This window comes from Pseudomonas sp. C32 (assembly GCF_030417915.1).
Taxonomy (GTDB): Bacteria; Pseudomonadota; Gammaproteobacteria; order Pseudomonadales; family Pseudomonadaceae; genus Aquipseudomonas.
The window spans coordinates 80,201-103,424 of record NZ_JAUHUK010000018.1 but is presented as its reverse complement, the minus strand read 5'-3'; the positions used below and the strand labels follow the sequence as shown (position 1 = coordinate 103,424).

The 23,224-nt window shown below is 48.6% G+C and carries 21 protein-coding genes; 16 read left to right on the top strand and 5 right to left on the bottom strand.

Going from position 1 to position 23,224, the window contains the following annotated elements; all coding sequences use genetic code 11:
* Positions 1-37 precede the first annotated feature (37 nt).
* Positions 38-1,336 carry a mechanosensitive ion channel family protein gene (locus QYH43_RS20300; RefSeq protein WP_301157953.1) on the top strand — a complete coding sequence of 433 codons (1,299 nt, stop codon included), beginning with the start codon at positions 38-40 and terminating at the stop codon, positions 1,334-1,336.
* A 711-nt stretch (positions 1,337-2,047) separates the two neighbouring features.
* Here the strand turns inward: QYH43_RS20300 and QYH43_RS20295 are convergent.
* Positions 2,048-2,506, bottom strand: coding sequence for a helix-turn-helix domain-containing protein (locus QYH43_RS20295; RefSeq protein ID WP_301157952.1), 459 nt, complete (start codon positions 2,504-2,506; stop codon positions 2,048-2,050).
* Positions 2,507-2,815: 309 nt separating this feature from the next.
* On the opposite strand from QYH43_RS20295, the gene QYH43_RS20290 reads away from it, so the two are divergent.
* The 5 genes from QYH43_RS20290 to QYH43_RS20270 all read left to right on the top strand — a co-directional run bounded on the left by QYH43_RS20290 (position 2,816) and on the right by QYH43_RS20270 (position 5,372).
* A complete protein-coding gene (locus tag QYH43_RS20290; protein WP_301157951.1) occupies positions 2,816-3,286 on the top strand; it encodes a hypothetical protein in 471 nt (156 codons plus the stop codon).
* Between the two features lie 17 nt (positions 3,287-3,303).
* Positions 3,304-4,032, top strand: a complete 729-nt coding sequence (locus QYH43_RS20285) for a metallophosphoesterase family protein (RefSeq protein ID WP_301157950.1) — start codon at positions 3,304-3,306, stop codon at positions 4,030-4,032.
* 42 nt (positions 4,033-4,074) lie between these two features.
* A complete protein-coding gene (locus QYH43_RS20280; protein WP_301157949.1) occupies positions 4,075-4,476 on the top strand; it encodes a hypothetical protein in 402 nt (133 codons plus the stop codon).
* A gap of 51 nt (positions 4,477-4,527) precedes the next feature.
* Positions 4,528-4,884 (top strand): hypothetical protein, encoded by a 357-nt coding sequence (locus QYH43_RS20275; protein ID WP_301157948.1) that lies wholly within the window; start codon positions 4,528-4,530, stop codon positions 4,882-4,884.
* Between the two features lie 188 nt (positions 4,885-5,072).
* Positions 5,073-5,372 carry a hypothetical protein gene (locus tag QYH43_RS20270; protein ID WP_301157947.1) on the top strand — a complete coding sequence of 100 codons (300 nt, stop codon included), beginning with the start codon at positions 5,073-5,075 and terminating at the stop codon, positions 5,370-5,372.
* Between the two features lie 50 nt (positions 5,373-5,422).
* Here the strand turns inward: QYH43_RS20270 and QYH43_RS20265 are convergent, their stop codons facing one another.
* Complete coding sequence (locus tag QYH43_RS20265; RefSeq protein ID WP_301157946.1) at positions 5,423-5,560, bottom strand: type II toxin-antitoxin system CcdA family antitoxin; 138 nt, start codon at positions 5,558-5,560, stop codon at positions 5,423-5,425.
* Between the two features lie 405 nt (positions 5,561-5,965).
* Between QYH43_RS20265 and QYH43_RS20260 the strand changes: the two genes are divergently transcribed.
* The 7 genes from QYH43_RS20260 to QYH43_RS20230 all read left to right on the top strand — a co-directional run bounded on the left by QYH43_RS20260 (position 5,966) and on the right by QYH43_RS20230 (position 14,171).
* Complete coding sequence (locus QYH43_RS20260; protein ID WP_301157945.1) at positions 5,966-6,541, top strand: hypothetical protein; 576 nt, start codon at positions 5,966-5,968, stop codon at positions 6,539-6,541.
* Between the two features lie 145 nt (positions 6,542-6,686).
* Positions 6,687-7,121 carry a LexA family transcriptional regulator gene (locus QYH43_RS20255; protein ID WP_301157944.1) on the top strand — a complete coding sequence of 145 codons (435 nt, stop codon included), beginning with the start codon at positions 6,687-6,689 and terminating at the stop codon, positions 7,119-7,121.
* Complete coding sequence (gene umuC, locus QYH43_RS20250; protein WP_301157977.1) at positions 7,108-8,388, top strand: translesion error-prone DNA polymerase V subunit UmuC; 1,281 nt, start codon at positions 7,108-7,110, stop codon at positions 8,386-8,388. The genes QYH43_RS20255 and umuC overlap by 14 nt, the downstream gene beginning before the upstream one ends.
* A gap of 545 nt (positions 8,389-8,933) precedes the next feature.
* Entirely contained in the window at positions 8,934-10,370 is a 1,437-nt protein-coding gene (locus QYH43_RS20245) for an ABC-three component system protein (RefSeq protein ID WP_301157943.1), read from the top strand.
* Positions 10,360-11,052 (top strand): ABC-three component system middle component 1, encoded by a 693-nt coding sequence (locus QYH43_RS20240; protein ID WP_301157942.1) that lies wholly within the window; start codon positions 10,360-10,362, stop codon positions 11,050-11,052. The genes QYH43_RS20245 and QYH43_RS20240 overlap by 11 nt, the downstream gene beginning before the upstream one ends.
* On the top strand, positions 11,052-13,412 hold the full coding sequence (locus QYH43_RS20235) for an AAA family ATPase (protein WP_301157941.1): 2,361 nt from the start codon (positions 11,052-11,054) through the stop codon (positions 13,410-13,412). Before QYH43_RS20240 ends, QYH43_RS20235 begins: the two co-directional genes overlap by 1 nt.
* 393 nt (positions 13,413-13,805) lie before the next feature.
* A complete protein-coding gene (locus tag QYH43_RS20230; protein ID WP_301157940.1) occupies positions 13,806-14,171 on the top strand; it encodes a histone-like nucleoid-structuring protein, MvaT/MvaU family in 366 nt (121 codons plus the stop codon).
* Positions 14,172-14,605: 434 nt separating this feature from the next.
* Here the strand turns inward: QYH43_RS20230 and QYH43_RS20225 are convergent, their stop codons facing one another.
* Positions 14,606-15,871, bottom strand: a complete 1,266-nt coding sequence (locus QYH43_RS20225; RefSeq protein WP_301157939.1) for a serine hydrolase — start codon at positions 15,869-15,871, stop codon at positions 14,606-14,608.
* 199 nt (positions 15,872-16,070) lie between these two features.
* Between QYH43_RS20225 and QYH43_RS20220 the strand changes: the two genes are divergently transcribed.
* Complete coding sequence (locus QYH43_RS20220; RefSeq protein ID WP_301157938.1) at positions 16,071-16,955, top strand: alpha/beta hydrolase; 885 nt, start codon at positions 16,071-16,073, stop codon at positions 16,953-16,955.
* A 103-nt stretch (positions 16,956-17,058) separates the two neighbouring features.
* A complete protein-coding gene (locus QYH43_RS20215) occupies positions 17,059-18,357 on the top strand; it encodes a hypothetical protein (RefSeq protein ID WP_301157937.1) in 1,299 nt (432 codons plus the stop codon).
* A 222-nt stretch (positions 18,358-18,579) separates the two neighbouring features.
* On the opposite strand, the gene QYH43_RS20210 is transcribed toward QYH43_RS20215, so the two are convergent.
* Positions 18,580-19,920: an aminotransferase class III-fold pyridoxal phosphate-dependent enzyme gene (locus QYH43_RS20210; RefSeq protein WP_301157936.1), complete on the bottom strand. Its 1,341-nt coding sequence runs from the start codon at positions 19,918-19,920 to the stop codon at positions 18,580-18,582.
* Between the two features lie 744 nt (positions 19,921-20,664).
* Here QYH43_RS20210 and QYH43_RS20205 point away from each other — a divergent pair.
* Entirely contained in the window at positions 20,665-21,588 is a 924-nt protein-coding gene (locus tag QYH43_RS20205) for a LysR family transcriptional regulator (RefSeq protein ID WP_150757570.1), read from the top strand.
* 67 nt (positions 21,589-21,655) lie between these two features.
* Here the strand turns inward: QYH43_RS20205 and QYH43_RS20200 are convergent, their stop codons facing one another.
* The gene (locus QYH43_RS20200) at positions 21,656-23,128 is read right to left on the bottom strand and encodes an aldehyde dehydrogenase family protein (protein ID WP_301157935.1); all 1,473 of its coding nucleotides are present in this window, start codon (positions 23,126-23,128) and stop codon (positions 21,656-21,658) included.
* Positions 23,129-23,224 lie beyond the last annotated feature (96 nt).

Sequence of the window (23,224 nt, the reverse complement as noted above, 5' to 3'; positions counted from 1 at the left end):
TTTCCCGCCGCGTCTTACAGAGGAATCGTTTTAGCCCATGGATATCAAGCAGCTCTGGCTCAACCTCCAAGGCCTCTGGGGTGCCCTCGATCAACACCCGCTCCTGCATACAAGCCTGGCGCTGATGCTGTTATTGGTCATTGCGCTGGTCCTCGGACGAGTGGCGCGGTACCTCATGTTTCATACGACCAAAATGCTCGGTCGCCAACCGACACTGCACTGGATCAACGACTTTTACTACAACAAGGTCTTTCATCGCCTGGTCCAGGCGACGCCGTTGCTGGTGATTCAGTTCGGCCTGCGCCTGGTGCCAGGGCTGAGCACGACCGCCCTGAATTTCCTCAGCAATGCGTCGCTGGCGCTCACCTTTCTGTTTCTGTTGCTGGCGGTCACATCCCTACTCAATGCGTCGCTGGACATCTACGCGCGCACCGAACACGCCCTTACCCGTTCGATCAAAGGTTACGTGCACCTGACAAAAATGGTCTTGTACGCGCTGGGCGCGATCATCATTGTCGCCACCCTGATCGACCGTTCGCCGCTGTTGCTGCTCTCGGGTCTGGGCGCCATGTCGGCGGTGATTATTTTGGTCTACAAGGACACGCTGCTGTCGTTTGTGGCCGGTGTGCAACTGACCAGCAGCGACATGCTGCGGGTGGGCGACTGGATCGAGATGCCGCAGGTCGGCGCTGACGGTGACGTGGTCGACATCACGCTGCACACGGTGAAGGTGCAAAACTTTGACAAGACAATTATTTCGATCCCGACCTGGCGCTTGATGTCCGAGTCGTTCAAGAACTGGCGTGGAATGCAACAATCCGGCGGTCGACGGATCAAACGCAGCTTGTTCATCGACGCCAGCGGCGTGCGTTTCATCCGCGATGATGAAGAGCAGAAATTGTCGCAGGTGCATCTGGTGAGCGATTACATCGGTCGCAAACAGGTCGAACTCAAAGCCTGGAACGAAGCGAAGGGCAATGTGGCAGCGATATCGGCCAACCATCGGCGGATGACCAACATCGGAACCTTCCGCGCTTATGCGCTGGAGTATCTAAAAAGTCACCCGGCGATACAGCCGAGCATGACCTGTATGGTCCGCCAGATGCAGGCCACCGCGCAGGGCATTCCGCTGGAAATCTACTGTTTCACAAGCACAACGGCGTGGGCGGATTACGAGCAGATTCAGGGGGATATTTTCGATTACTTGGTGGCGGTGCTGCCTGAGTTTGGGTTGAGTCTTTATCAACAGCCGAGTGGCGGGGATTTGCGTACAGGTCTGCTGCCAGCGATCCTCGGCGCAAGCCATATTCCCGAACCGGAAAAGCACATCATGTAACACCGCAATCCCCTGCGGCTTTTACCGACCTTTTTAGGCAAAAAAAACCGCCCCAACCGAAGCTGGAGCGGTCCACTGCTCGACCGTGTTACAGGTCGTCGATGTGATCTCGCAGCAATTCGAATAGGATCTGGTACACCTCGTCGGCGTCCTCCATGGCGAGCGTATTGGTAGTCAATCCTTTAGCATCCGTGGCTATAAAGGAATCTAAAAAGAATTTTACGTATGGCAGAAACAACAAAGGCCTGCATCGCTGCAAGCCTTTGATTTATATGGTATCGGTACCAAGAATCGAGCCCGGGACCTACTGATTACAAGTGCAGTAGGCGTCGCCTGAACAGTCGAAAGCCCGAAACTGACCCCAATACAGCCCCCAACTGAATGCAGTCATGTACATGCACCGCTGGAGGCCTTGAAATTAGTGGAGCGGGTGAAGGGAATCGAACTCTTATAGGACGGAAACAACACCAGACTGTGTAGGTGTGTAGGTGTCATCCAAACTTGAACCGCCCGTAATCATTGGGGCTCCACCGCTGGCTCGCGATGAAAATTCATTTCTCACATGTGATCAATGAACACTAGCCGGGCTAGAGAGGCTGTGATTGTTCAGCTAGCCCACTCACAGGAAGGTTTTGGGGCGCCCAAACCTGTGGCATGAAGGCACTTTGTGGATGTAACCACCGGTTTCCATTTAGCCGGATAAGACATTCTCTACGAATTTTTGTTGTGCCAAAGCCGACCGACTGTAGATTTCGGCAGTCCCAAAATCTGGCTAACCTCGGCTCGGCTGCGTCCTTCTTTTTTAAGCTCCTGGACGGCCTCCGATTTTTTCTCCGCTGCTACCGCCTGCGGATGAGACAGCTTTTCTGGCTGAATAGGGAGAGATGCATCTAGCAGCTCAATAATGGCCAACTCCTCCAGAGCTAACTGCAGAATTTCCCGAGCTGTTCGTTGGTCTTGGGCTGCGTGGACGAGTGCTAGAAGAGAAACAGGATGCAGGTGCAACGCTTGTGCAAGCTCCTGAGTGACTTCAAGGGTCGGTGACGTTTTGACCGCTTCCAGTTGGCTTACATGCGATGGCGTTACAGTCGTAGCAATGTCGTGCTGCGTCAGACCCAACCGAGTCCTTACTAGCTGTAATACCGCTGCAAACGCGTTGCGAAGCAACATCCTGACTCCCCCCCCCAAAGCAGGACGGTATGCCGTGATTGCGAAGACCCATGCAAATCTATATATTTACTCGGGTGGGTCTGCATATAAACGGATTCTAGTTTCAGCAGCGTCATCCCATGACAGCCGACACAGGCCTGTCTCATCAAAGGGAGGCGAAGCGGACGCAATGATCTGGCACGCCCCCATCCTCTGAGCAGGAGCTGCTTCTTCATACTGAACAATAGCTATGTATTGCCAGAATGTCTGAGCTAGATCCCTTGTCAGTAAGTCGAACCGTCGCATCGCAACACGAGGAAAAGTCGCGAAATGTTTATTACTCATGAGTCTTACATAGACAGTGAGCCAGACTCTCTTGGCCCTGACCGTATTGCTTGGAGAATGGTGCAGTTTGAATCTGTGGATCCTTTTTATTACGTGACCGTCCGCTTCTATGAAGGGAGCAAGCACCGCACCAAAAAGGTGATGCCCGCGAACGTGTCCATGCTGTCCGATGTGCTCGCGGCGCAAGATTCAACATTCTCAGTGGAGGAGGTTCAGGTCGTGACCTCACCTCGACTGAACGGAAGCAATTCAGTACGTATGGAAAAGCTAATTAGCCTGTTCGTCGGATACGACCAAAACGGTAAGCGCGTCTTGTTGCTTCACAAAGTTGCAAGCGGAGCTGTTTACAGCCGTGCTGCAGATATTCTCGACGCTCGTTCAGTCATCAACACTCGCATGATCTATGAGGATACGAAGACTGCTCATTCACCAGCTCAGGAATGCGCGGAGCACTGAACAAAACGGCGACCTCTATGAAACTCCAAATCTTTTCGGATCTGCACAATGAGTTCTCTCGTTTCGATCCCGCCCCAAGCGATGCGGACGTGGTCATCCTGGCTGGCGACATTGATAAAAAAGCGCGCGGAGTGAAGTGGGCGAATGAGACATTCCAGTGCCCGGTGATCTATGTCTGCGGAAATCACGAGTACTACGGAGCCCACCTCGATCACACGTTGCGCAAGATGAAGGAGGCGGCATTACCGCATGTGCATGTGCTGGAAAATGAGGCTCTGATTTGGGATCAGACGCGTTTTCTGGTTACTACGGGGTGGACGGATTACACCTCGACTGGAGATGTCGAAGCAGCGACCCGCACCGCGCGGGAGTGGATGACGGATTTCCGCGTGATCAGAGCTGACATGAATTATCGCCGCTTGCGTCCTGCTGATCTGATTGCCAGATCGAGGATGGCTTATAGCTGGCTAACTCAAGAATTGGAAAAGCCCTTTGACGGTAAAACAGTGGTGATCACCCATCATGCGCCAGCGCCGGACTATCTTTCTGAAGACGTTGAAGGCCACTTGGCGGCGTCCTATGCGAACGACTGGTCGGATCTGTTGGAGAAGGCAGATCTGTGGGTGTATGGCCACACTCATGTTGCTGCAAGCTTCACCAAAAATGGATGCAGCGTGGTTTCAAATCCACGCGGTTATCCAGGGCAGCGCACCGGCTTCGATCCTGATTTAATTATCGAGGTTTGAATCTGGCGATTTCCCACCACTCAATAGTTTTGAGGATCGGAGATGGTAACGTTGGAAGAAATCACCCAGCTCCTTTACGGAGTTGGGGAAGGATCGGCCGGCTGGCAGGGCTCTCAGGAGGACTTGATTTCCCTAGCGGCGAAGATTTTCCCTGGCAAAGCGTTCTGCGTTGTGAGGCAGTGGATCTTGATCGACCTCATTATGACATCTGAGGAAAAGGAAAAACTGACGAGGCTCGGCCTGCTACCCGCGACGCTATTCGCTCATGAGGTAGTCCTGGACAGTAGAGGGCGCTTTCAACCCAATATGTGGGTGCGAAGCGATTTCCAGGTTTCTTTCATTTACGGCTGCATGTTTGAAACCAAAAATACGGTCTACCTGCTTTGGGGTTCGGGTCAGAGAAAAGAGGCCACGGTGGGGGCAGCTTTTTCAATGTCGGCCTGACGCGTGAAACGCGCCAGCAATTCATTTGGATTCGTTTTGGAGCCTTTCGGGATGTCTGAAATCATCGAGCTCGAATTTCATAGCAAAGAGTTGACCGACTTTCAGTTGTGCCGCCTCGGGCGAGCGAGCATCCGGAAATATTCGGTGCCGGTCACTGCGTTCATCAGCGATGCCTTCATCGCAAATGACACATGCCTTGGCGTTTCCTTTGATCATGCTGGGCACGGTGACGCTTTTCGCCCCGCAGATGGCGGCCTTCTTCGGACAGGGAAAATTCAGAGTGCCTGGAAAGAGGGACGTTTCTGGCTTCTTGAAACTCAAAGTGGCAATTACGTTCTCGGAAGTTTCCTGCGAGGTGTCGGACGGAAAAGTTTTCGTGAGTTTCTTCAGACAGGTGAGCGTTACTGAGGTGTAAATTCAGCAACGCACCATTGTGGCGATTGTCATGCGCACACCAAATCACCTGTGACTACCTGGCTTTTGAAGGCGCTGGCGCGCAGGGGCGATTTCATCGATGGTGCACGCCTATCCATAGTGTCCTCGGACAACACTTGAGTACTCATTTGCGAGCGGTTTTTTTCACCTAGGAGCACGATATGGGACATCTCAGCTTGGAGGACATTTACCCTGATGAAGTGAGGGAATATGGTCACATGCGTGTGGGTATGACTTACCTCTATGTTAAGGAAAACCATGTCATACGTGGCGTTACTACGCTCGGCGAATGCCGCGATTTGACTCGCCGCTTGTTGCGCGATGAAACAGTGCAAATGCTCATTAGCGCCAAGCTCGCCACTTTGCCCGATGACTACGATCCCTGGATCTGGCAGATCAAACGAAATCGCGCCTTGCATGCCAAGTACGGGGACAAGTTCGATCCTTGGGGAGACGACTGACAGTCCATTTTTAAAGTCGTTTTTGGGGAATCCCAACACTTGCTGAAGCTTCAAAAGCTTCGTACAAAGTCGCTGAAGATGCCGTGGGCCTCCACGAATTCGTTGTAGGCTTTAACGGCCTCGCGGTTCGCTGTCAGCCATTGCTCGAACTGCTTCCGCCTCAGTGCCTCGGCCAGAGCCAGTTCCAATTGAATTTCCTCCTCACTCTGCATGGTGTTGTCTCTTCAGACGCGATAAGCAAGCTTACACTTTAGCGAGCATCCTATTTTATACGGCCAATAAGACCGTTTCTGATTGCAATATTTCAGCCTGCACGGCTAGCCGCTTACTCGACCTCAAGATTCAGAGAGTGTCATGAGCGCGTAAGCAGAACTCCACAGAGAGATTAAATGGGTGTAATTGGGTGTGTAATTGGGTGTGGAGGCGCTAACTCTCGATTTAGGTCGATCTTCCACCGGCTGGGAGGTGCAGAGCCTGGTCAATTTCGATTCATGCATCTGGCTGACGTGCTCAATAAAATTTTTGGAGCCTGTTAAAGATTCGTAGGACTCGAGCCGAATGGAGATTTAGTAAACCAATTCTTTGAGAGTGCTATGAGCGTCAACGACCGTTTGAAATCCAGCCTCATCTTCAAGTCGTCTGAGTTTTTCACTTTCCCGGGAACTGACGAGCATTATCGCGCGAGGGTCAAACTCACCCCGTCTCGACTCATACGGGTAACGCTACACGACTTCAAAGCATGCTTCACCACACGGCAAGCTTATGAGGTCGCGTCTGGTCTAATCAAAGCGGTACTCAACTCGTTTGACCATAATCACCCAAAGTCGGATAAGTCTAATATCCAAACAACCCATGACAATTGGGCTGCTCTCATTGAGCGTCATGAATCGTCCGGGTCACAGGAAGCATCTGATCTGCTCCAAGTTGTGAGCATTGGTAGAAATTTCCTAATGGAAGGAGCCCTGTTCGATCCCGAGCCGGAGGTGGAATTCAAAGGTGGTGAAGAGCCTATCTACGACTTTCAAATTAGGCTAGATGACCAATACGTTTTGATGCGCTTTGGTTGGGTTGGCTGGAGTCTCAGTCGAAGTGAGGCTCAGTGGTTGGCGGAACAGCTATGGACTGCGGTTTTTTTGGCAACAAAGCCAAGCCGCGCAATCAGCAAATAAAATTAGGGTACCTATCACGACCATAGCCGTACTGCCCGCTGATGGGGCGTCATTCCCTTTGGTCTATTTTTCTCGCTCGACATTGACCGTCAACCGTCTTCGACGTTTACTGTATGTATGTACAGTTTTGGTTGAGGCACCCACCATGAGCGTCACAATCATCGGCCCGTTAGGAGGAGGGGGAGTCCAGCTCCCGTTCTACTCGTTCAAAGTCCCAGCCGGCTTCCCATCCCCTGCGGCTGATCACCTTGAACAACACATCTCCATCGACGAGCTGTTGGACATTCGAGCCCCGCATATCTATCTGGTGCGCATTGAAGGCCACAGCATGGAAGGTGCGGGCATCTTTGATGGGGACATGGCAGTGGTTGATCGCTCGATCACCGCTGAACACGGCCACATTGTGATTGCGGCAGTGAACTGCGAGCCGGTGTGCAAACGCCTATGCAAGCGAGGCTCCGACATCATCCTAATGTCCGAGAATGCAGGTTACCCGCCGCGATACATCCTTGAAGGTGATGAACTGATCATCTGGGGTGTCGTGACATTCAGCGTGCGTGCCCATGATCCGAAAGCCTGAGCCTGTCTTCGCGCTGATCGACTGCAATAGCTTCTACGCGAGCTGTGAACGTGTCTTTCGCCCTGACCTAGCCAAGACCCCCATCGTGGTCTTGTCCAACAACGACGGTTGCGTGATCGCCCGCAGCGCAGACAGCAAACCCTACGTTAAAATGGGTGAGCCGTACTTCCAGATCAAACACAAACTCAAGCAGCATGGCATCGTCGCGTTCTCATCGAACTATGCGTTGTACGGCGATATGAGCCAGCGAGTGATGAGTGTCATTGAGTCTCTCGTGCCCGCCGTTGAGGTCTACAGTATTGACGAGGCCTTTGCTGATTTGGCAGGTGTGCCCGGTGATCTTGAGGCACTGGGACGGCGTATCCGGGCTCAGGTTTATCGAAGCACCGGCATTCCGGTCGGCGTCGGTATTGCCGGTACCAAAACCCTGAGCAAACTCGCCAACCATGCAGCAAAGAAATGGCAGGCGCAGAGTGGTGGTGTTGTTGATCTACGTGACCAGGTTAAGCGCGACTGGGTACTCAAGAAATGTTCCGTCTCCGACGTTTGGGGTGTCGGGCGCAAGATGACTCTTCACTTGGAAGGTATGGGCATCAAGACTGCATGGGATCTCTCCAAAACAGATCCATGGATGCTGCGAAAGAAATTCAGCGTAGTAATTGAGAAGACGGCGCGCGAGCTTGCGGGTACGCCGTGTCTTGAGCTCGATGAACCTGATCCGCCCAAGCAAGAGATCTGTTGCAGTCGGATGTTCGGTAAGCGTCTGACCGAGATTGCACCGATCAAGGAGGCCGTCGCCACCTACATGATGCGAGCTACGGAGAAGCTTCGGGCTCAGCAATCTTTGTGCAAGAAGATCAGGGTCAGCATTCGCACGGGCATGTTCAATCCCGAGGAAGCGAAGTACGCCAATGGTGTGTTGGTGGAATTGCCCTATCCAACGGACGACGTTCGCTTGATGACAAAAGCTGCAGTGGACGCAGTAGATCGGGTTTTCCGACAAGGTTTTAAGTACAGCAAAGCCGAGGTGCTTCTGGTTAACCTTTGTCAAAAAGGCGAGTACACCGACGACCTTTTCTCTATCTCTCAGCCCGAAGCTACCGAGAAGGTAATGAGGGTGTTGGATGCAATAAATGGGAGGTGGGGCGGGGGGACATTACGTGTCGCCAGCGTGCCCACAGATCCGGACTGGGGGATGCGACAAGAGATGATGAGTCAGAGCTTTACGACGCGCGTTGATCAGCTTTGGACGGTGTACTGCAAGTAGTTAGTATCGCCTGTTGGCTCCGCCCGAGACCCTGATTGGACTATTCGAAATTATGGTTCAGCAATAATTATTCGCTGGTCATATTTGCTTCCTGTTTTCTACCAAGTGAAAGGGCTTTCTCGGTCGCTAGCATAGAGCTACTAATTGGTCGATCTGAGGGATTCGTCATACTGCCATTTACCTTCACCCCTTAACACTCTCCTGGTATGTTCCTCCATCCTCCATCCTCCATCCTCCATCCTCCATCCTCCATCTCCTAGGACGACGCCGCTTACGTGGTAGGCCAGTCGCTGTCTTTTTGGCATCGCCAGAACCTCGCCCTGACGACTTCGTGAGAATCAACGGTGCTTCCATAAGGTGGCACGCTGGCAATTTTTATGTTAGCCGTCATGTCAGACGGTTATCACAATCCCCCAGTAATAGCATTGTGCAATCCATTGCTGCGTGGCATCTTGAACCGGCTTTATAACGGTTGGCCCGCCAATAATTCGGAAAGGGTGCAGCAAACAGAGTGCTGGGGAAATTCTAATAAAGGAACTGCCTGAATGATCCACGACGCAACTCCCTCTTGGAGTGGATATAATTACCAAGGGAAAGTAGCTATCCATTATATGCTTTGTCACATAATCGATAAGCTCGGAGCAGACGCAGCGTACACATTTCAGGGCGACTCCATTGTCTTAGAAAATAACGAAGACTTTGAGTTGTTCGCCAATAGCAATTTGGTGTCATTTCATCAGGTGAAAGCCTATGCCGAGCAAAGTTTTAGTTCTTATGATGATGCGTTGTTCGGTTTGGCATTGAACTTGTATGGTCAGCCAGGGCCTGTCGGATATATTCATACTTGGAAGTCTATCAATTTTCCAGCGGGACAGAGTTTGCAGCAAGCCATCGCTGCGTTTGTCCAAGTATTGATAAATGAACACGTGGCAACACCGGCTAACAGCACGATTTTCAAGGCAGTAAATCGTAGTAAAAATAGGAATAAAACCGCTAGAATAATCGGCCAAGCGTTCGAGACCTTCACAGTAGATCAGGTTAGTGACGCCCTCCAGTTAATCGTCGGAGACCCATCATTGGCAATTTCCAGGATACAGATCTATCTGTATGGAGGGGATGCATGTTGTAGCATTGATGATATTAATGAACTAATAAAGTCAAAGCTAGTGGACGTTCTTGCAATGAGGGGAGGTGTGAATACTTCAAAGCAAGTCGACAGCGTTTTTCATTATCTGTTAGAGACGCTCGACTGCTACGTAACAGAACGTCACCTAAATAAACAAAATAACGAGCTGCTTCACATTGATGTGCGTGATGTTCTTGCTATTTTAGATACGGATTTTGATGATGTCAGTAGCGAGTATTTGGCGATTAAATTCAAAGAGAGATTCTTTTGCCTATTTGACGAGTTTATGAGTAACCCGGATTATTACACGGCTCCCGAAGATCTAGATGATTTTGTGTGCAACCTATCCCAGATACGATATTCACTGATGTGTGCCAAACCGGATAAGTTGTTTGCGTATTACAAAAATTTCTCCCCAGCGGTGAGGTTTGAGGGGCGAACAAATGTTGATCAGGCTTTTGCGGTTAATGAGAACGGTATCGCGGATGTGTTGTTGAAGATTTTTAATTCTTTGGATTTCCATTGTTGCGAGAATGATGCAGATCAAAATAAGCTGGTGTATCGCTCACAATCTCACCCTGAAAACTATTATCTGCCGACAACCATAAATGACAAGTCCCCGACAAAAATCGCAAAAGCACTGATAGCGAATACCCGAATAGTTGTAGACCTATATGAGGTCAATCACCTGATCTATGATGGGCCTCAAGTCATGTCGTTGTATGAGCAAGCCGCAAGACACACCACTCCTCCCCAATTAATCGGTGTTGAGGAGCGTGAGCCTCGGGATGAGTATTTTGGTAAGCTTCGGTTGATACCCATTCAGCAAGCCATGGATGAATTAAATGCTGATTAATTTGATTGATAAAGTATTTTTAAATAATGGCTATGAGTCAGTAGAGTTTGAGCACGAATATGAGGAGTTCGTGGCTAGGCTTTTCAAACCAAAGGATACTGAAAATAAGGCAGAGTTTTATCTGGTTATTGAGGGCCAAAATGCGACTCACCAGCAAGCCGATCTGATATTGTCTGTTTGGGCGGATGATCTATATTCGAAAATTCGTCAAGACCCAATTGTTGACAGGGTGTTTGCTAAGAATTGCACGATGATTATTTGTTGGCCCGACCTTGCAATCACTAACAAGCAGGTTTTTCAAATAGAGGAAGATCGGTACAACTTCAAAAAAAATGTGATTTCATACAGCGCTGCAGAGTTGATGGATTTAGAAGCAAAAGATATTGATTTCACTATTGCAAAGATAAACGAACTCGTTGGAGAGGGAGACGGACGTTTCTTTCAAAAATTTAAAGAGAAGTCTGCTACGCTGAAAAATTATTATTCGCTGCTATTAAAAATAATTATAAAAATACCTTTTGTAATTTATGTGCATGATCCGAAGCGTTTATTTGATCTTGATGCATCTTTAGTCTCTGGGCTTACTGTTGATGAGCAGACATTGTATGAGTTTGCGTTAGGTGTTGATGATGATATCGTCGATGAGGAGTTGATGATGCAGTTCCTAGGGAGAGCGAGCTGATGCTTAAACTCATGAGTGTGGAATTCACCAACTTCAAAGTCTTCGGTGGAGAAGCATATAAGGTGAGCTTCAATGGAAGTGACCTAATGCTCCTTGATGGGCCTAATGGCTACGGGAAAACTTCGGTCTTTGATGCCATTGAATTGGCGCTAACTGGGGCAATCAATCGCTTTATAAGCACGGACGGACGGCAGACTCCTGAAGACGTAGTAGTTGCCCACAACCCTCGATCAGACGTCTTGATTGATATTAAGCTTTCCCGCTCATCAGGGGAGACGTTGTCACTAAGACGAAAGCTTAAGTCACCGATTCCTACAGGAGCGCAAAGAATATCCCGCTTCCCTGAGCTTTGGGATGTTTTCATTGAAAGCGCTGACGGTTGGACGCCGATAAAGCAGGTAGAAGTAGAAAATCTTCTTGGAAATAGTGATTTCACAAGAGACTTCCATCTATTTCACTATATTCAACAGGAGGAGGCAGCCTCCTTTTTGAAAACGAATAGTGAAACTGGTCGAGCATTGCAAATATCCAAACTCTTTGGTGATACTGCCGCAGCCGAGGCTAAGTATGCTCGCTTAAAAAGCATCGAGAAGAAACTCGGTTCTCAGCGTGGGATGCAGAGCGAAAAAGCCGAGCTGTTGAAAAAAAGCCACAACATTGACAGTGCCAGTCACGCGGCAAAATTTGGCGATGTAGAACACCGTTATTTGTTTCCTTGGCTGATTGAATTATCGAAATCCCCTGAGTGGGATTTGGAAGAGTTTGAGGCCTTCAATCAAACGAAGCTTTCATCTTTTTCCGCTGAATTAAATGTCCTGCAAGAATTTATTCACTACAAAGATATCTATCTCATAACTCTCCCCTATTTTAGAGCATTGCGATCATCTGAGCTTCTTACAGATTATCTTGGTTTTTATAATTCTTTAGATCACATAAAGGAGTTCGATGAGAAGAAGTCGAAAGATCAAATACTTGAGAGGTCTCACAGCTCCCTGGTACAAGGAGATATCCCGACCAATCTTTCTCTCGTTTTTGATCTACTTGGACGCAAAGACTATGATGAGTTCGAGACCGCTCAGGAGGCAGTTAAGGAGCTTCGCAGGACGAGCTCCGGTCTTAAAACAGTATTCGGTAAAATTGTAGCCCAGCACGCCGAACTATCGCGCTCCCTTAGTCAGCTGCCTGAAGAATTTAAATGTCTCTTCTGTGGCAAGCCTCATGATGATCATACAGATCTGGAAGTAGCTGCGGCTAATCGCGTTAATGATTTCTCGGTGCTGTTATCAGGACAAGATCTTGCGGTTCTTGCATTAGAGAATGATATAAATAAGCGATTCATCGATCCGGTCATTGAACAAATTTCAGAGTTTCGTGCTAATAATCCAGTTCTGCGTGATGAAGTATTGGAATCACTGGAGAAAGCGGTACTAGTTAAAGAACGGTTGCACAAACTGAACTTATGGCTTGGTAGTTGCCCGTTCAGTGTCAGCGATTTGATGCTTCCAAAGTTAACTAATAATTTAGACAGCGATTATCTATCTCGAAACCTAGAAGAGATGATGAACCGCGTCCGCACCAATACTCCGCAGACATCTATCGAATACCAGATTGCAGACGACGGTAATGCTTTTGATCGTATGTTCAAAGACTACTTTAATAATATAAATAATAATTTGGCTTCTGTGACGGAAGAACACGTTGCTCAAAAGAAGAGATACCTAGAGTCTTGCTATCATTCATCATTTCAGCTTGTGCTCAAAGATATCGCTACCCACTTAGAGAATGCTGAAAAACTTCTACGGCTTGAGCAGGATTTGGCTAATGTTTCTTTAAAGGTTCTTAAACAAATTCGTAGATACAAAAAGAAGTTGATCGGCGATATTGAAATTCCATTTTATATCTATTCCGGAAAAATTTTGCAATCCCATCAGTCTGGTATCGGGCAGGGAGTGTTTCTCAAAGACCCTACAGGCGGAGAAGAACTTAAAAACGTACGATTGGTGTCAAATTATCAGCGTGATCACGACGTCCTTAATACGATGAGTTCAGGGCAGATCTCAGCAGTGGTAATTGCCTTAGCGCTAGCTTTAAATAAAATATACGCAAAAGGCTTTTCCCCAGTGCTGATTGATGACCCGGTACAAACCATGGATGACATCAATATGTCTTCCTTAGTGGAGTTGTTACGTAACGAATTCCCAAACAGGCAAGTTGTGCTTTCGACGCATGAGGATAAAGTTGCTAAGTATTTCGTGTACAAGTACCTGAAGTATGGACGTTCTGTACGACAACTTAACCTCATGACCGGAGAAGAGTATGACTCTGTAGATAACTATCAATACTCTCCGGTTGTCGGATAGTATAATATTAGCTATAGGGTGAGCGGGAATGCGGAATTGGCAGGTCTCTAAAACCCCTGCCAACACCTCAGCGACGGCGTGTCTGTCGTAGAAGTGGCTTAAACTTAGCGGCACTGTGCCCCTCGCGTAAATTCCCTTGTTTTAGTAAATCGATAATGCTTACTAGGTTGAGAGTCGCTGGAAATTATGCTCAATAGGTTGCCTATAAGAGGGCCACGGCCACGGCCACGGCCACGGCCACGGCCACGGCAAGGGCAGATGCAGAACTGACTGGTATGCCTTGCCTGAAGCCACCAATGGATACGATTTGATGGAGAATGACAAGAGCACTGACTAAATTCAAATCGCAGTTTTTGGTGTAGTGTTAGGGGACTAACTAAGCAGAGATCTACCATGTCTAAACTCGCAGAATTCCGCCAGCTCGAAAAACACCTCGCCGAACAACTCCAAGCGCTCGAAGCCCTCAAAGGCGACGCTGGCCTCAAGAAAGAAATCGAATTTGAAACCAAGCTGCGCGCTCTGCTTGCCGAGTACGGCTACAGCCTGCCGAACGTGATCAACCTGCTTGATCCGAAGTCTGGTCGTCACGCTCCAGCAGCCGAATCCAAATCCGGCAGCCGTAAGCCACGCCAGGTGAAGATCTACAAAAATCCGAACACCGGCGAAGTCGTCGAAACCAAGGGCGGCAACCATAAAACTCTGAAAGAGTGGAAAGCACAGCACGGCTCCGCGACTGTTGAGTCTTGGCTGACCAAGTGATGTTGGTTTGAGTACAAGAGGGCCTGAGCGGGCCCTTTTTACTGGCGCCTGTAGCTCACTATGCATGCTCAAACGATATCGAATGCAGACTGATCATTACGCACACGGGATTCTGGTCGAACATGTGTAGCGCACCGGGTAGGCTTGACGCTCTACGGCTAGGCCTGAGCGAGACAGTCTTAATGCAAAGGCGACGTCTACTTTTAGGAGTAAATCCAGTGTCCGACCGACATAAAAGTGCTCGCCATATCGCTGAGGTCTGACTGCGGTGGCTCGGGCTGCAACCGGTGGTGAGCCCGGAAAGGCCACGGACAATCTTTACGTTGAGGTTCTCCTCCGCAATCGACATGCAGATGAAGTCGCAGGGCCACGAAGGCAAATACAGCGTAGAAGAGCGAACGGCGCAAACCTTCCTGGGCCATACCATAGAGTGATCATCCTGCCCAAGTCCTGGAAATAAATCGCAATAGTCGCACCGTATCAACGTCCAATAGGCTAACAGGGTCTTCAGAAGAAGAAAGTTTTGCGATGACTGTGTTAGTTTTCTGATCGACAAATAAATACTGACCATGGATACCGCTTGCCATAACGGTGTCAGTATCAAAAACGTAATTTAAACTTTTATATGAAGCTCCAGGAGACCAAGTGTTGTAATCGGTTTGCCGTGAAAAAATGGATGGATCTCCGCCCGCAAAAATATTGCTAAATACTTTTTCTGGGATAATTTGGCGATTTCCTACACGACCGTTATTCACCAGCAATTGGCCTAGTCGTCCCATGTCGTTCAGCGTTGAGCAGAATCCGCCAGCTGCTGCGCTGCGTCCCCACCCGTCAGTTACATAGTAGGCATCTCCTTCACACCGCAATTTTTTCCAGAGATTGGATATTAGTTGTGCGAAGCGCTCGCCGGTGATGACTTCCAAAACCCACGATAGCGCTTCACAGTTCGCTGATACGTATTGAAAAAATCCACCATGCTCACGCTCTGGTTTGAGCGAGCGTAGATATTCGCATAAGGATTTAGGCACAGTGTAATTTGCTGGCGTCTCTCGAATGCCAGTTATGTACATATACTTCGCACTATCCGAGTTAACATCTGAATAATCCTCATCGTATCTGACCCCTACGCTCATATCCAAAAGGTGTCTAACGGTGGCATGTTCATAGGCGCTTCCCTTAAGTGCTGGGATTATTAGACCTACTGGCATCTCTGGATTAAGTACGTCTCGAAAAATTAGTTCTTCAGCTAAAATGCCTATGAGGGTTTGACAGGCTGAGAACCATGCATGCCGGTCATTGGTTGTCATACCGGAAAAGTATCTTTCATAAAGAACTATGCCATTTCGTATTACGATCAGCCCATTTGTCCTAGTTGCTAGCAAATGCTGATTGATTGAGAATTTTTCACCACAAGCACTTTTGAATTCTAGCTTCTCCAGTTCCGTGTATTTTGCTGTCAGTAATTCAGGCTCCCCACCGCTACAAAATATGGGTTCTGAAGGAAGCAACCTCGACATATTTCTGAAAGACCAACTGCTAAACGGTTGGCGATGGTGATTAGCTCGGGTTGCCACATACTCCAAAGGAGGGGGGAAGCCTTTCATGACTTTTTTTTGTTCTGTGGTCATTTCATCATCGCTGCGCTTGTAGAGGGCTTTCAGGGCTCTAGGATCGGCCATTACATAAAGTTGCGTAGTCATAAAGTAGCCTTGGGAGCGGTGGCTCTAAGAAATCGCTAAACCAACCCTAACTGAACAAGAATAAGTATTAGGGTGAAAAAACGACATGGCGTCGCTTCGGGATACGCCAGTCGTCCAGAGATAAGAAAAATGTCGTACTTGGATCATTGGCTGCCTTCGCGAAAGTGAATAGTTAAGTTCACTAACCAGCGAGGTGCATATGAATCGATTTTTCGCAGCTTTTCTCTTAGCTCTATGTGTTTCCCACATGGCGCAGGCCACCACCAATATTGACCAGGAAGAATTTGCAAGTACCAAGCAGATGGTTAGCTTGCCTAACGATATAAATCTTGCCTACAGAGAATTCGGTAATCCAAATGGCAAAGCTCTGGTTCTCGTTCACGGTTTTACTGATAACGCAAGATCTTGGAGTCTTGTGATTCCTTACATTGACCATAATTACCGCATTGTTGCACTGGACGTACGAGGGCACGGGAAGAGCTCTGCACCTGAATGCTGCTACGCGTTTCCCGACTTGGCATATGATGTCAAATTGCTTATGGATCATCTCAACATTGATAGTGCGACTCTGATTGGACACTCCTTAGGGAGTATGATTTCTCAAACAGTAGCTGCAACTTATCCGGAACGTGTAAACGGCGTTGTACTTATATCTTCAGCGGCAACTAACGATGCCTTCCAAGATGGTTCTTGGTTAGCCACTGAGTTGCCTAAGTTGACCTATCCATTGACCCCAAATTCCAAGTTTATGAATGAGTGGTATACTAACGAACTTCCGGTTGATCCTGAATTTATCAGTTACGAAAAAAACGAGAGTGCCGGTGTGCCGAAACAAGTATGGTACGGCGTTATGTCTTCGGGAAGAATCAGTGACATCAGCAAAAACCTTTCTAAGATCAAAGCCCCCACCCTCATTATTCATGGCTCGAAAGATATTTTCTTCGCAGGTGACTCCCAAGCCAAGCTAAGAGAACTCCTGCCGCAGTCAAAGTACGTCGAGTTTACAGGGGCCGGCCATAACGTCATGTGGGAGAAACCTCAAGAAGTCGCAGCAGTGATTGGCGATTTTCTAAAAACTAAGTGATTTTTCAGTTGGTTGGTGTCTTGTCCTAGTTTGCACCAATTTTAAAGCCCTACACCAAAGTTGCGTCTGAGAAGGCGCAACTCAAAATAACTATAGGTGGATTATGCACATCACAGTGAAAACAGTAGTGGTGGGTTCAGTATGTGGGCTGTATTCACTTTCACTGCTTGCTATGGAACCGGCGAAATTTGGGGAGCTGACTTTTCTGCCTGTTCTCGAATTTGGGGTGGCTGGCATTTATCAAAAAAACCAAGCGTTTGGCTCAAAATCGAGCTTCTACGGATACCCAATCGATAAAGATGGTGATCGTGTTGAGGGTTATGCCAAATATGGAATGGGTTTTTCATTTCCATTGGTTGAAGATAAAATCGTTCTCTCTGGAAAGGTTTCAGCCATTAGCGCTCTAACTCGGGGGAATAGTGATGGCCTTGGCTACACTTATGATAATCCCACAGATACTGATTGGGAAGATGGATATTTAGACCTCACGTATTTCAATCTATTAGGATTTGACTCGATTGGCGTGAGCTATGGTCGGCAGAATTTTAGCGTTTCGAATGGGTTCCTAATATCTGAGGGGCATGTCGATCAGGGACATGAGGCAGGATATTGGCTAGGTGCCCGGAAAGCTTTTGACAACGCGTTTATTGTTCGAGTCAATCGTGGGTCGTGGCACTTTGACGGCTTCTCTTTAAAAACTAAGGCGGATGTTGATGCGGTGCAATACAAGGAGCGAATTGAAATAAATGGAGGTAATGCTCAATATGACTTAGCCTCTGGAGGTCATCTCGGCTTCATGCATTTGGAAGTTACCGACGATCAGCTCAAGACGCGAGATGGCCTTGATGTTTCCGACGTCCGAATGATAAATATTTCCATCCCTGGGGTGGAGCAACTTAAGACGTCCGCAGAGTACGTATGGCAGGAAAATTCGAATATTAAATCGCACTCTTGGTATGCGGGGGCGACCTATACATTTTTCAGCGCGCCATGGGCACCTGATTTGACATATCGGTATTCGGCATTTTCTAAAAATTATGATTCGCTGTTGTACGGTTATGGTGGTGATTTGGGGACGTGGGTGCAAGGTGAAATTGTTGGTAACTCAATGTTGTTCAACACCAACCAGCGCACATCAATGATTAAATTTGGTTTGCATCCGTCTGAAGCGCTTACAGCGGGGATTGCATACTACGACTTTTCTTTCTACGGGAAGCCAGAAGGCGTGAGCCATTCAGAATTCGCCAAAGAAACAAATTTATTTATCGATTGGGTGCCAAATAATAACGTGGCTGTTGGTGCGGTGATGGGCATGGGAAAACCAGGTGAGGGAGCCAAGGAGTATCTTGGCAGTAATTCGACTTCATATTTATTTGAGACGTATTTTATATATTCTTTTTAAGCTTTTGACCTGCTTTGCCATGCTGGCTATTTAGTCGACCCTATAGTTGTGGTTCCTGTAGCGCCCCCATATCCTACTTCTAATTAAAAAACACGGAGTGGATCTATAATTTCACGGCAAGAAAACGCTATTCAGAATGTTTGTAGAGGGTAGAAATTTGCTTTTTGAATTCTAATAACATCTCGGCTTGCGTATCTAGGAAGGATACGCAAGCCGTTAATGTTAGGCGTAGATATGACGGATAATGTCCTTTGTGGTTTCAATGTAGCCGTCGACGTCTTCGTCAGTCATCGGAAGTGTGAGACCTACCTGGCCACGGTGGACAGGGTAGTAGCCGCGAGTCGCCATTTCCAATGCATAGATACCCATGCTGTCTTCGTCGATCTTATGCCAGTAGTCACGATGCGTGTTAATGGTCTGACCGAGCTCTTTAGTGAATGCATAAGCGAATACCGAGAAGGATCCGAAAACGGTAAATGGGTATTTGGATTCTTTGGCCCAAGTATTCAGCTCGGATTTGATCTTCGCTGCCATTTCGTTGAGTCGTGCATAAGCCTTTTCATCCATGGCTTTAAGGCAGGCAATGCCCGCTGCGCATGCCAATGGGTGGCCATGATGGGTGCCTGAGATCATGACCTGATTTTCCTCGATTACCCGGAAAACCTCTTTGCTGCCGCCCACTGCGCCAATTGGCAGGCCGCCACCGATCATTTTCCCAAGGACGGTCAAATCTGGCTTGATTTGATACTCACTTTGCAGACCTTTGAAGTTCGCACGGAGTGTAATGGTCTCATCAGCGATTAGCAGGATGCCCAGCTCTTTAGTAAGAGCTCGGAGCTTTTGTACGAAGTTTTTATCCAGCTCAACAATTCCGCCAGCGCAAGTTTGCAGTTCCATGATCAAACATGCAATTTCGTCCGCATTGCCACGAAGGATCTTCTCGCAGGACTCAAAATCATTTTGGGTCAGAACAATGACGTTATCGCTCTTATAGGCAGGAATGCCGTCGGAATCTGGAAGTGCTTTCGGATTAGTATCCGGGCCAGGGAAATTGTTCGGGTTAGGGTGGGCGGAAATCGCCAAGTCATCAGAAAAGCCGTGATACCCGCCCTCAAATTTTGCAATCTTTTTACGGGCTGTATAGCCTCTGGCGATACGCACCGCACTTAAACATGCCTCGCTTGCAGAGCAAAAAAACTTTACCTGTTCAACAGAGTCGATGCGCTCACAAATTAGCTTGGCCAGATCAAGTTCGTGGTTGGTAGGATTCCCGAATGAAAAACCATTGGGTAGCGTTTCCTGAATTGCTTTTATAATCGCTGGGTGATTATGACCTAGTACATTGGTAGCGAAATTGTTATTTAGGTCGAGAAGTTTTTTACCTTCGATGGTATGAAGGTATTGAGCTTCGCCTTTATCGACGAAAATCGCATGTGGGCCATAGCCAAATGTGCGCCTGCTAAAACCTCCTGGAATGTATTCCTTTCCTTTCGAGGTTTCTTCCTTGGAAAGAGAAAAGGCTTCAGAGAAATTTTTTAGCGATTGCTGGTAATTAAGCTTCATGGCTATTTCCAAATTTACTTAAATTATGGTTGTTTTTTGAATGGCTCTCAGACTTTGCCAATAGTTTATGCACATTACGGCTTTGGACTTCGACACCAGAATTGAAGGTCATGAGGCTTTGGTTCTCCTCATAAATACAGCTTCGGCTCCTGTGCACTTGACGAAAGCTAAGGTCATAGTATTTTGACAATTAGTATGTGGGCAATGGTGATTTATAGATTGCTTGATCAGGTTTTGTGATTGCTGCTTATCGGCAAAAAACTACCAAAATCGGAAATATTGAGTTGCCACAGATAACCCTCCATTGACTCCATTTTTAGACTCAAACGGAATATGGCCATGAATTAAAATATGGCGCTCCGGCAGAGGACAAGGCATTGCGCAACTCGCCGTGTGTTACCGCTCAAATACGTTTTGTTACTGTGTGCTTCTTAGCTGCCCATATGCGCACAATGCGAGGGCATTTTTTGTAGGCTCACCCCGGATCCAGTTCCTGGATCATGAGCTGGACGGCGCCGTGAGCGCTGCGATGAGCGTTGAAGGGTTATTCAAGCAACTTCGAGATGGCCGTGTAAGAAAAATCCTAACGAATTGCCTCATTTGGGCGCATTATTCATTTAGTAAAGTGGCCCGGGATCCGCAGGTCGGAGAGTGCGTCGCTGCTATTACGCGAATGCAGTGATTTGCATGAATTTTGCTACGGATAGCTTTTCCATACGTTCCGTGAGTAGCAGGTACCCCTCAATGGACACTAGACAGCTTCTCTTGGCAACCAGGCTTGCTGAGACCCTCCATTTTGGTAAGGCAGCCGAGATCGAGAACATTGCCCAATCTGGCTTGAGCGCGCAAATTGCTAAGCTTGAGAGCGAGCTGGGCTTCAGATTATTTGAACGTACCAGTCATCGTGTTTCATTGACTGAGGCAGGTCAGGCTTTCATAGATCAGGCTCGCACGCTTCTAGGGAGCATGAACAATACGATCCTGGAATGCCGTGCCCTAGCTGAAAACAGTCGCGGTGTCCTGAAGTTAGGCTTTTTTGGTGATGCTGCGGGTGAACTCACCCACCTTATTTTCACACTCTTTCAGCAGAGCAATCCTGGTATCCGGTTGGTGTTTACTGAGCTGTCCATGACAAATCAGGTGCAAGCGCTCATCTCTGGCAAAGTAGATGCTGCGCTCGTTAGGCTACCGATTTGCGATCCGCGTCTTGAGCTCGATGTGATGTTTGATGAGCCGAGAGTCGCTGCCGTACCGGCCAATCATGAAATGGCAAATGCCTCGATCCTTACTATTTCAGACCTGATCGAGCAACCATTCGCGGTAGCGGGTGAGGGGGCTCCCATAGAATGGGCTGCTTATTGGAGTTTGGGGTCGGAGCGGCATGAGGCCTGCCGGATTGGAGCTTATGTACAGTCGATTCCTGAGAGCTTGGCTGCTGTGGCCTATGGTGGCGCGTTTGATACGTTCCCACTCACAGCCACACGCTTATTTAGCCACCCTGGCGTGCGCTACGTACCTCTAGCTGACGCTCCACGTAGCTCATTGGCGTTGGCAACACTTGCTGGGAACAGGTCGCCATCAGTTAGATCGCTTCGACGCTGTGTGGCAGAGACTCTTGAAAGTTCTCTTTCTTGCATTCCTGAGGCTCGTCGCTGCGAAGTGGCTTAATCGCTTGCGAGCCCCAGGAGTGTATGCACCTACCCCTCCAGTCTATTCTTCAACTGGGGGGGCTTACTCAGAAGGGATAGTGGCGGGGTTGCCGCTGAACAGACACCCATTGAGTAGTTGTGAACTCATCAATTGCCCAGTCGCCATTGAATCTGCCCAGGCCTGAGTTTTTCTCCCCGCCAAAGGGGACGTTAGGTGCATCTGCAACCGGCATGTCGTTCACATGGGCCATACCGGAATGGATGTCTCGAGCAAATTGCACCCCGCGTTCGATGTCACCCGAAAAGACCGCAGCGGAAAGCCCAAAACGGGTAGCGTTAGCCAGTTCCAATGCGTGATCGGCATCGCGTGCACGCATTATCCCGGCGATAGGCCCGAAAACTTCTTCGTAGGCTAATTCCATGTCGGATGTCACTTCAGTGAAGACGTGCGGCGCAAATACGAGTCCTTCAGATTCGCCAGCGTAAGCCAATGTTGCGCCTTCCGCTTTGGCCTGTTCGACCTTGTGAGCTAATCCGGCAAACTGTTTGCGGTTGATCACTGGCCCAACGGAGGTCGCCGGATTCTTAGGATCACCGATTACGAGGTTACTGACGCGCTGAATGAACAGGGAAACAAATGAGTCGTAAATCGGCTCCTCCACAATGATTCTATTGATGGCCATACAGATTTGGCCTTGATGCAGAAATTTGCCTACAACAGCCGCGTGAACTGCTTGCTTGAGATCCGCATCAGCTAGCACTACAAAAGGGTTGTTACCGCCCAATTCCAACGCCACATGTTTCAAATAATCGCCACTACCAGCTTGGCGGGCGATGTTTTGGCCAATCGGGGTTGATCCTGTGAAGGAAATAAAGCTTGGTGCAGGATGGAGAACGAAGTCATCGCCAATCTCTGATCCCGCTCCCACTACCACGCTGAGAACTCCTTCTGGCAGTCCTGCTTCTTCGAAGATGCGCGCAAGCAGTAGGCCTCCGGTGACCGGAGTGTCACTGGCAGGTTTCACAACTACAGCGTTGCCCAGAGCCAACGCCGGTGCCAGAGATCGCTGGGTAAGATGGAAAGGGAAGTTCCAGGGACTGATTACCCCCACGACGCCAAGTGGGCGCCGATAAACGCGGCTTTCTTTATTGGGCACATCGGATTCCACGATGCGGCCATGAACCCTGCTTGGAAATGAAGCAGCCTCCAGAGTGATAGCTTTAGCTGACGCCCATTCGATCTCAGCTTTTATCCGCGTGCTCCCTGATTCAGAAATGATCCATTCAACCAATTCGTCATGGCGCTCATCAAAAATCTGAGCAGCTCGTAGGAGCACTCCCGCTCGCGTAGACGGGCCCATTGCCGCCCAACCGGGTTGTGCTGCTTTGGCTTTAGCATAGGCTTCGTTCAAGTCGTCCTTGTTAGCCAAGGCAATCTCAAGCAGCGTTTGCTGGGTGAACGGGTCGCTAACAGTCATGGAACGCCCCGTCCGGCCTTCGCGCCAAACTCCCCCAATCAACTGCAAATTCAGGTCGCTGTAAGGATGATTATTGTTCACGTTATTCTCCGATTTTTTGACGACCGTAGCTTTGGATTCTGGGTCGCTGGCCTTCCTGGGGTGGCCCCACAATTTAAGAACCACCCATCGATATTG

Coding starts and splice junctions, on each gene's coding strand:
- QYH43_RS20270 (WP_301157947.1), top strand. CDS start 5,073: ATGGGACATCTCAGCTTGGAGGACATTTACCCTGATGAAGTGAGGGAA.
- QYH43_RS20280 (WP_301157949.1), top strand. CDS start 4,075: ATGGTAACGTTGGAAGAAATCACCCAGCTCCTTTACGGAGTTGGGGAA.
- QYH43_RS20230 (WP_301157940.1), top strand. CDS start 13,806: ATGTCTAAACTCGCAGAATTCCGCCAGCTCGAAAAACACCTCGCCGAA.
- QYH43_RS20260 (WP_301157945.1), top strand. CDS start 5,966: ATGAGCGTCAACGACCGTTTGAAATCCAGCCTCATCTTCAAGTCGTCT.
- QYH43_RS20285 (WP_301157950.1), top strand. CDS start 3,304: ATGAAACTCCAAATCTTTTCGGATCTGCACAATGAGTTCTCTCGTTTC.
- QYH43_RS20225 (WP_301157939.1), bottom strand. CDS start 15,871: ATGACTACGCAACTTTATGTAATGGCCGATCCTAGAGCCCTGAAAGCC.
- QYH43_RS20240 (WP_301157942.1), top strand. CDS start 10,360: ATGCTGATTAATTTGATTGATAAAGTATTTTTAAATAATGGCTATGAG.
- QYH43_RS20220 (WP_301157938.1), top strand. CDS start 16,071: ATGAATCGATTTTTCGCAGCTTTTCTCTTAGCTCTATGTGTTTCCCAC.
- QYH43_RS20275 (WP_301157948.1), top strand. CDS start 4,528: ATGTCTGAAATCATCGAGCTCGAATTTCATAGCAAAGAGTTGACCGAC.
- QYH43_RS20205 (WP_150757570.1), top strand. CDS start 20,665: ATGGACACTAGACAGCTTCTCTTGGCAACCAGGCTTGCTGAGACCCTC.
- QYH43_RS20245 (WP_301157943.1), top strand. CDS start 8,934: ATGATCCACGACGCAACTCCCTCTTGGAGTGGATATAATTACCAAGGG.
- QYH43_RS20235 (WP_301157941.1), top strand. CDS start 11,052: ATGCTTAAACTCATGAGTGTGGAATTCACCAACTTCAAAGTCTTCGGT.
- QYH43_RS20210 (WP_301157936.1), bottom strand. CDS start 19,920: ATGAAGCTTAATTACCAGCAATCGCTAAAAAATTTCTCTGAAGCCTTT.
- QYH43_RS20300 (WP_301157953.1), top strand. CDS start 38: ATGGATATCAAGCAGCTCTGGCTCAACCTCCAAGGCCTCTGGGGTGCC.
- QYH43_RS20290 (WP_301157951.1), top strand. CDS start 2,816: ATGTTTATTACTCATGAGTCTTACATAGACAGTGAGCCAGACTCTCTT.
- QYH43_RS20255 (WP_301157944.1), top strand. CDS start 6,687: ATGAGCGTCACAATCATCGGCCCGTTAGGAGGAGGGGGAGTCCAGCTC.
- QYH43_RS20215 (WP_301157937.1), top strand. CDS start 17,059: ATGCACATCACAGTGAAAACAGTAGTGGTGGGTTCAGTATGTGGGCTG.
- QYH43_RS20295 (WP_301157952.1), bottom strand. CDS start 2,506: ATGTTGCTTCGCAACGCGTTTGCAGCGGTATTACAGCTAGTAAGGACT.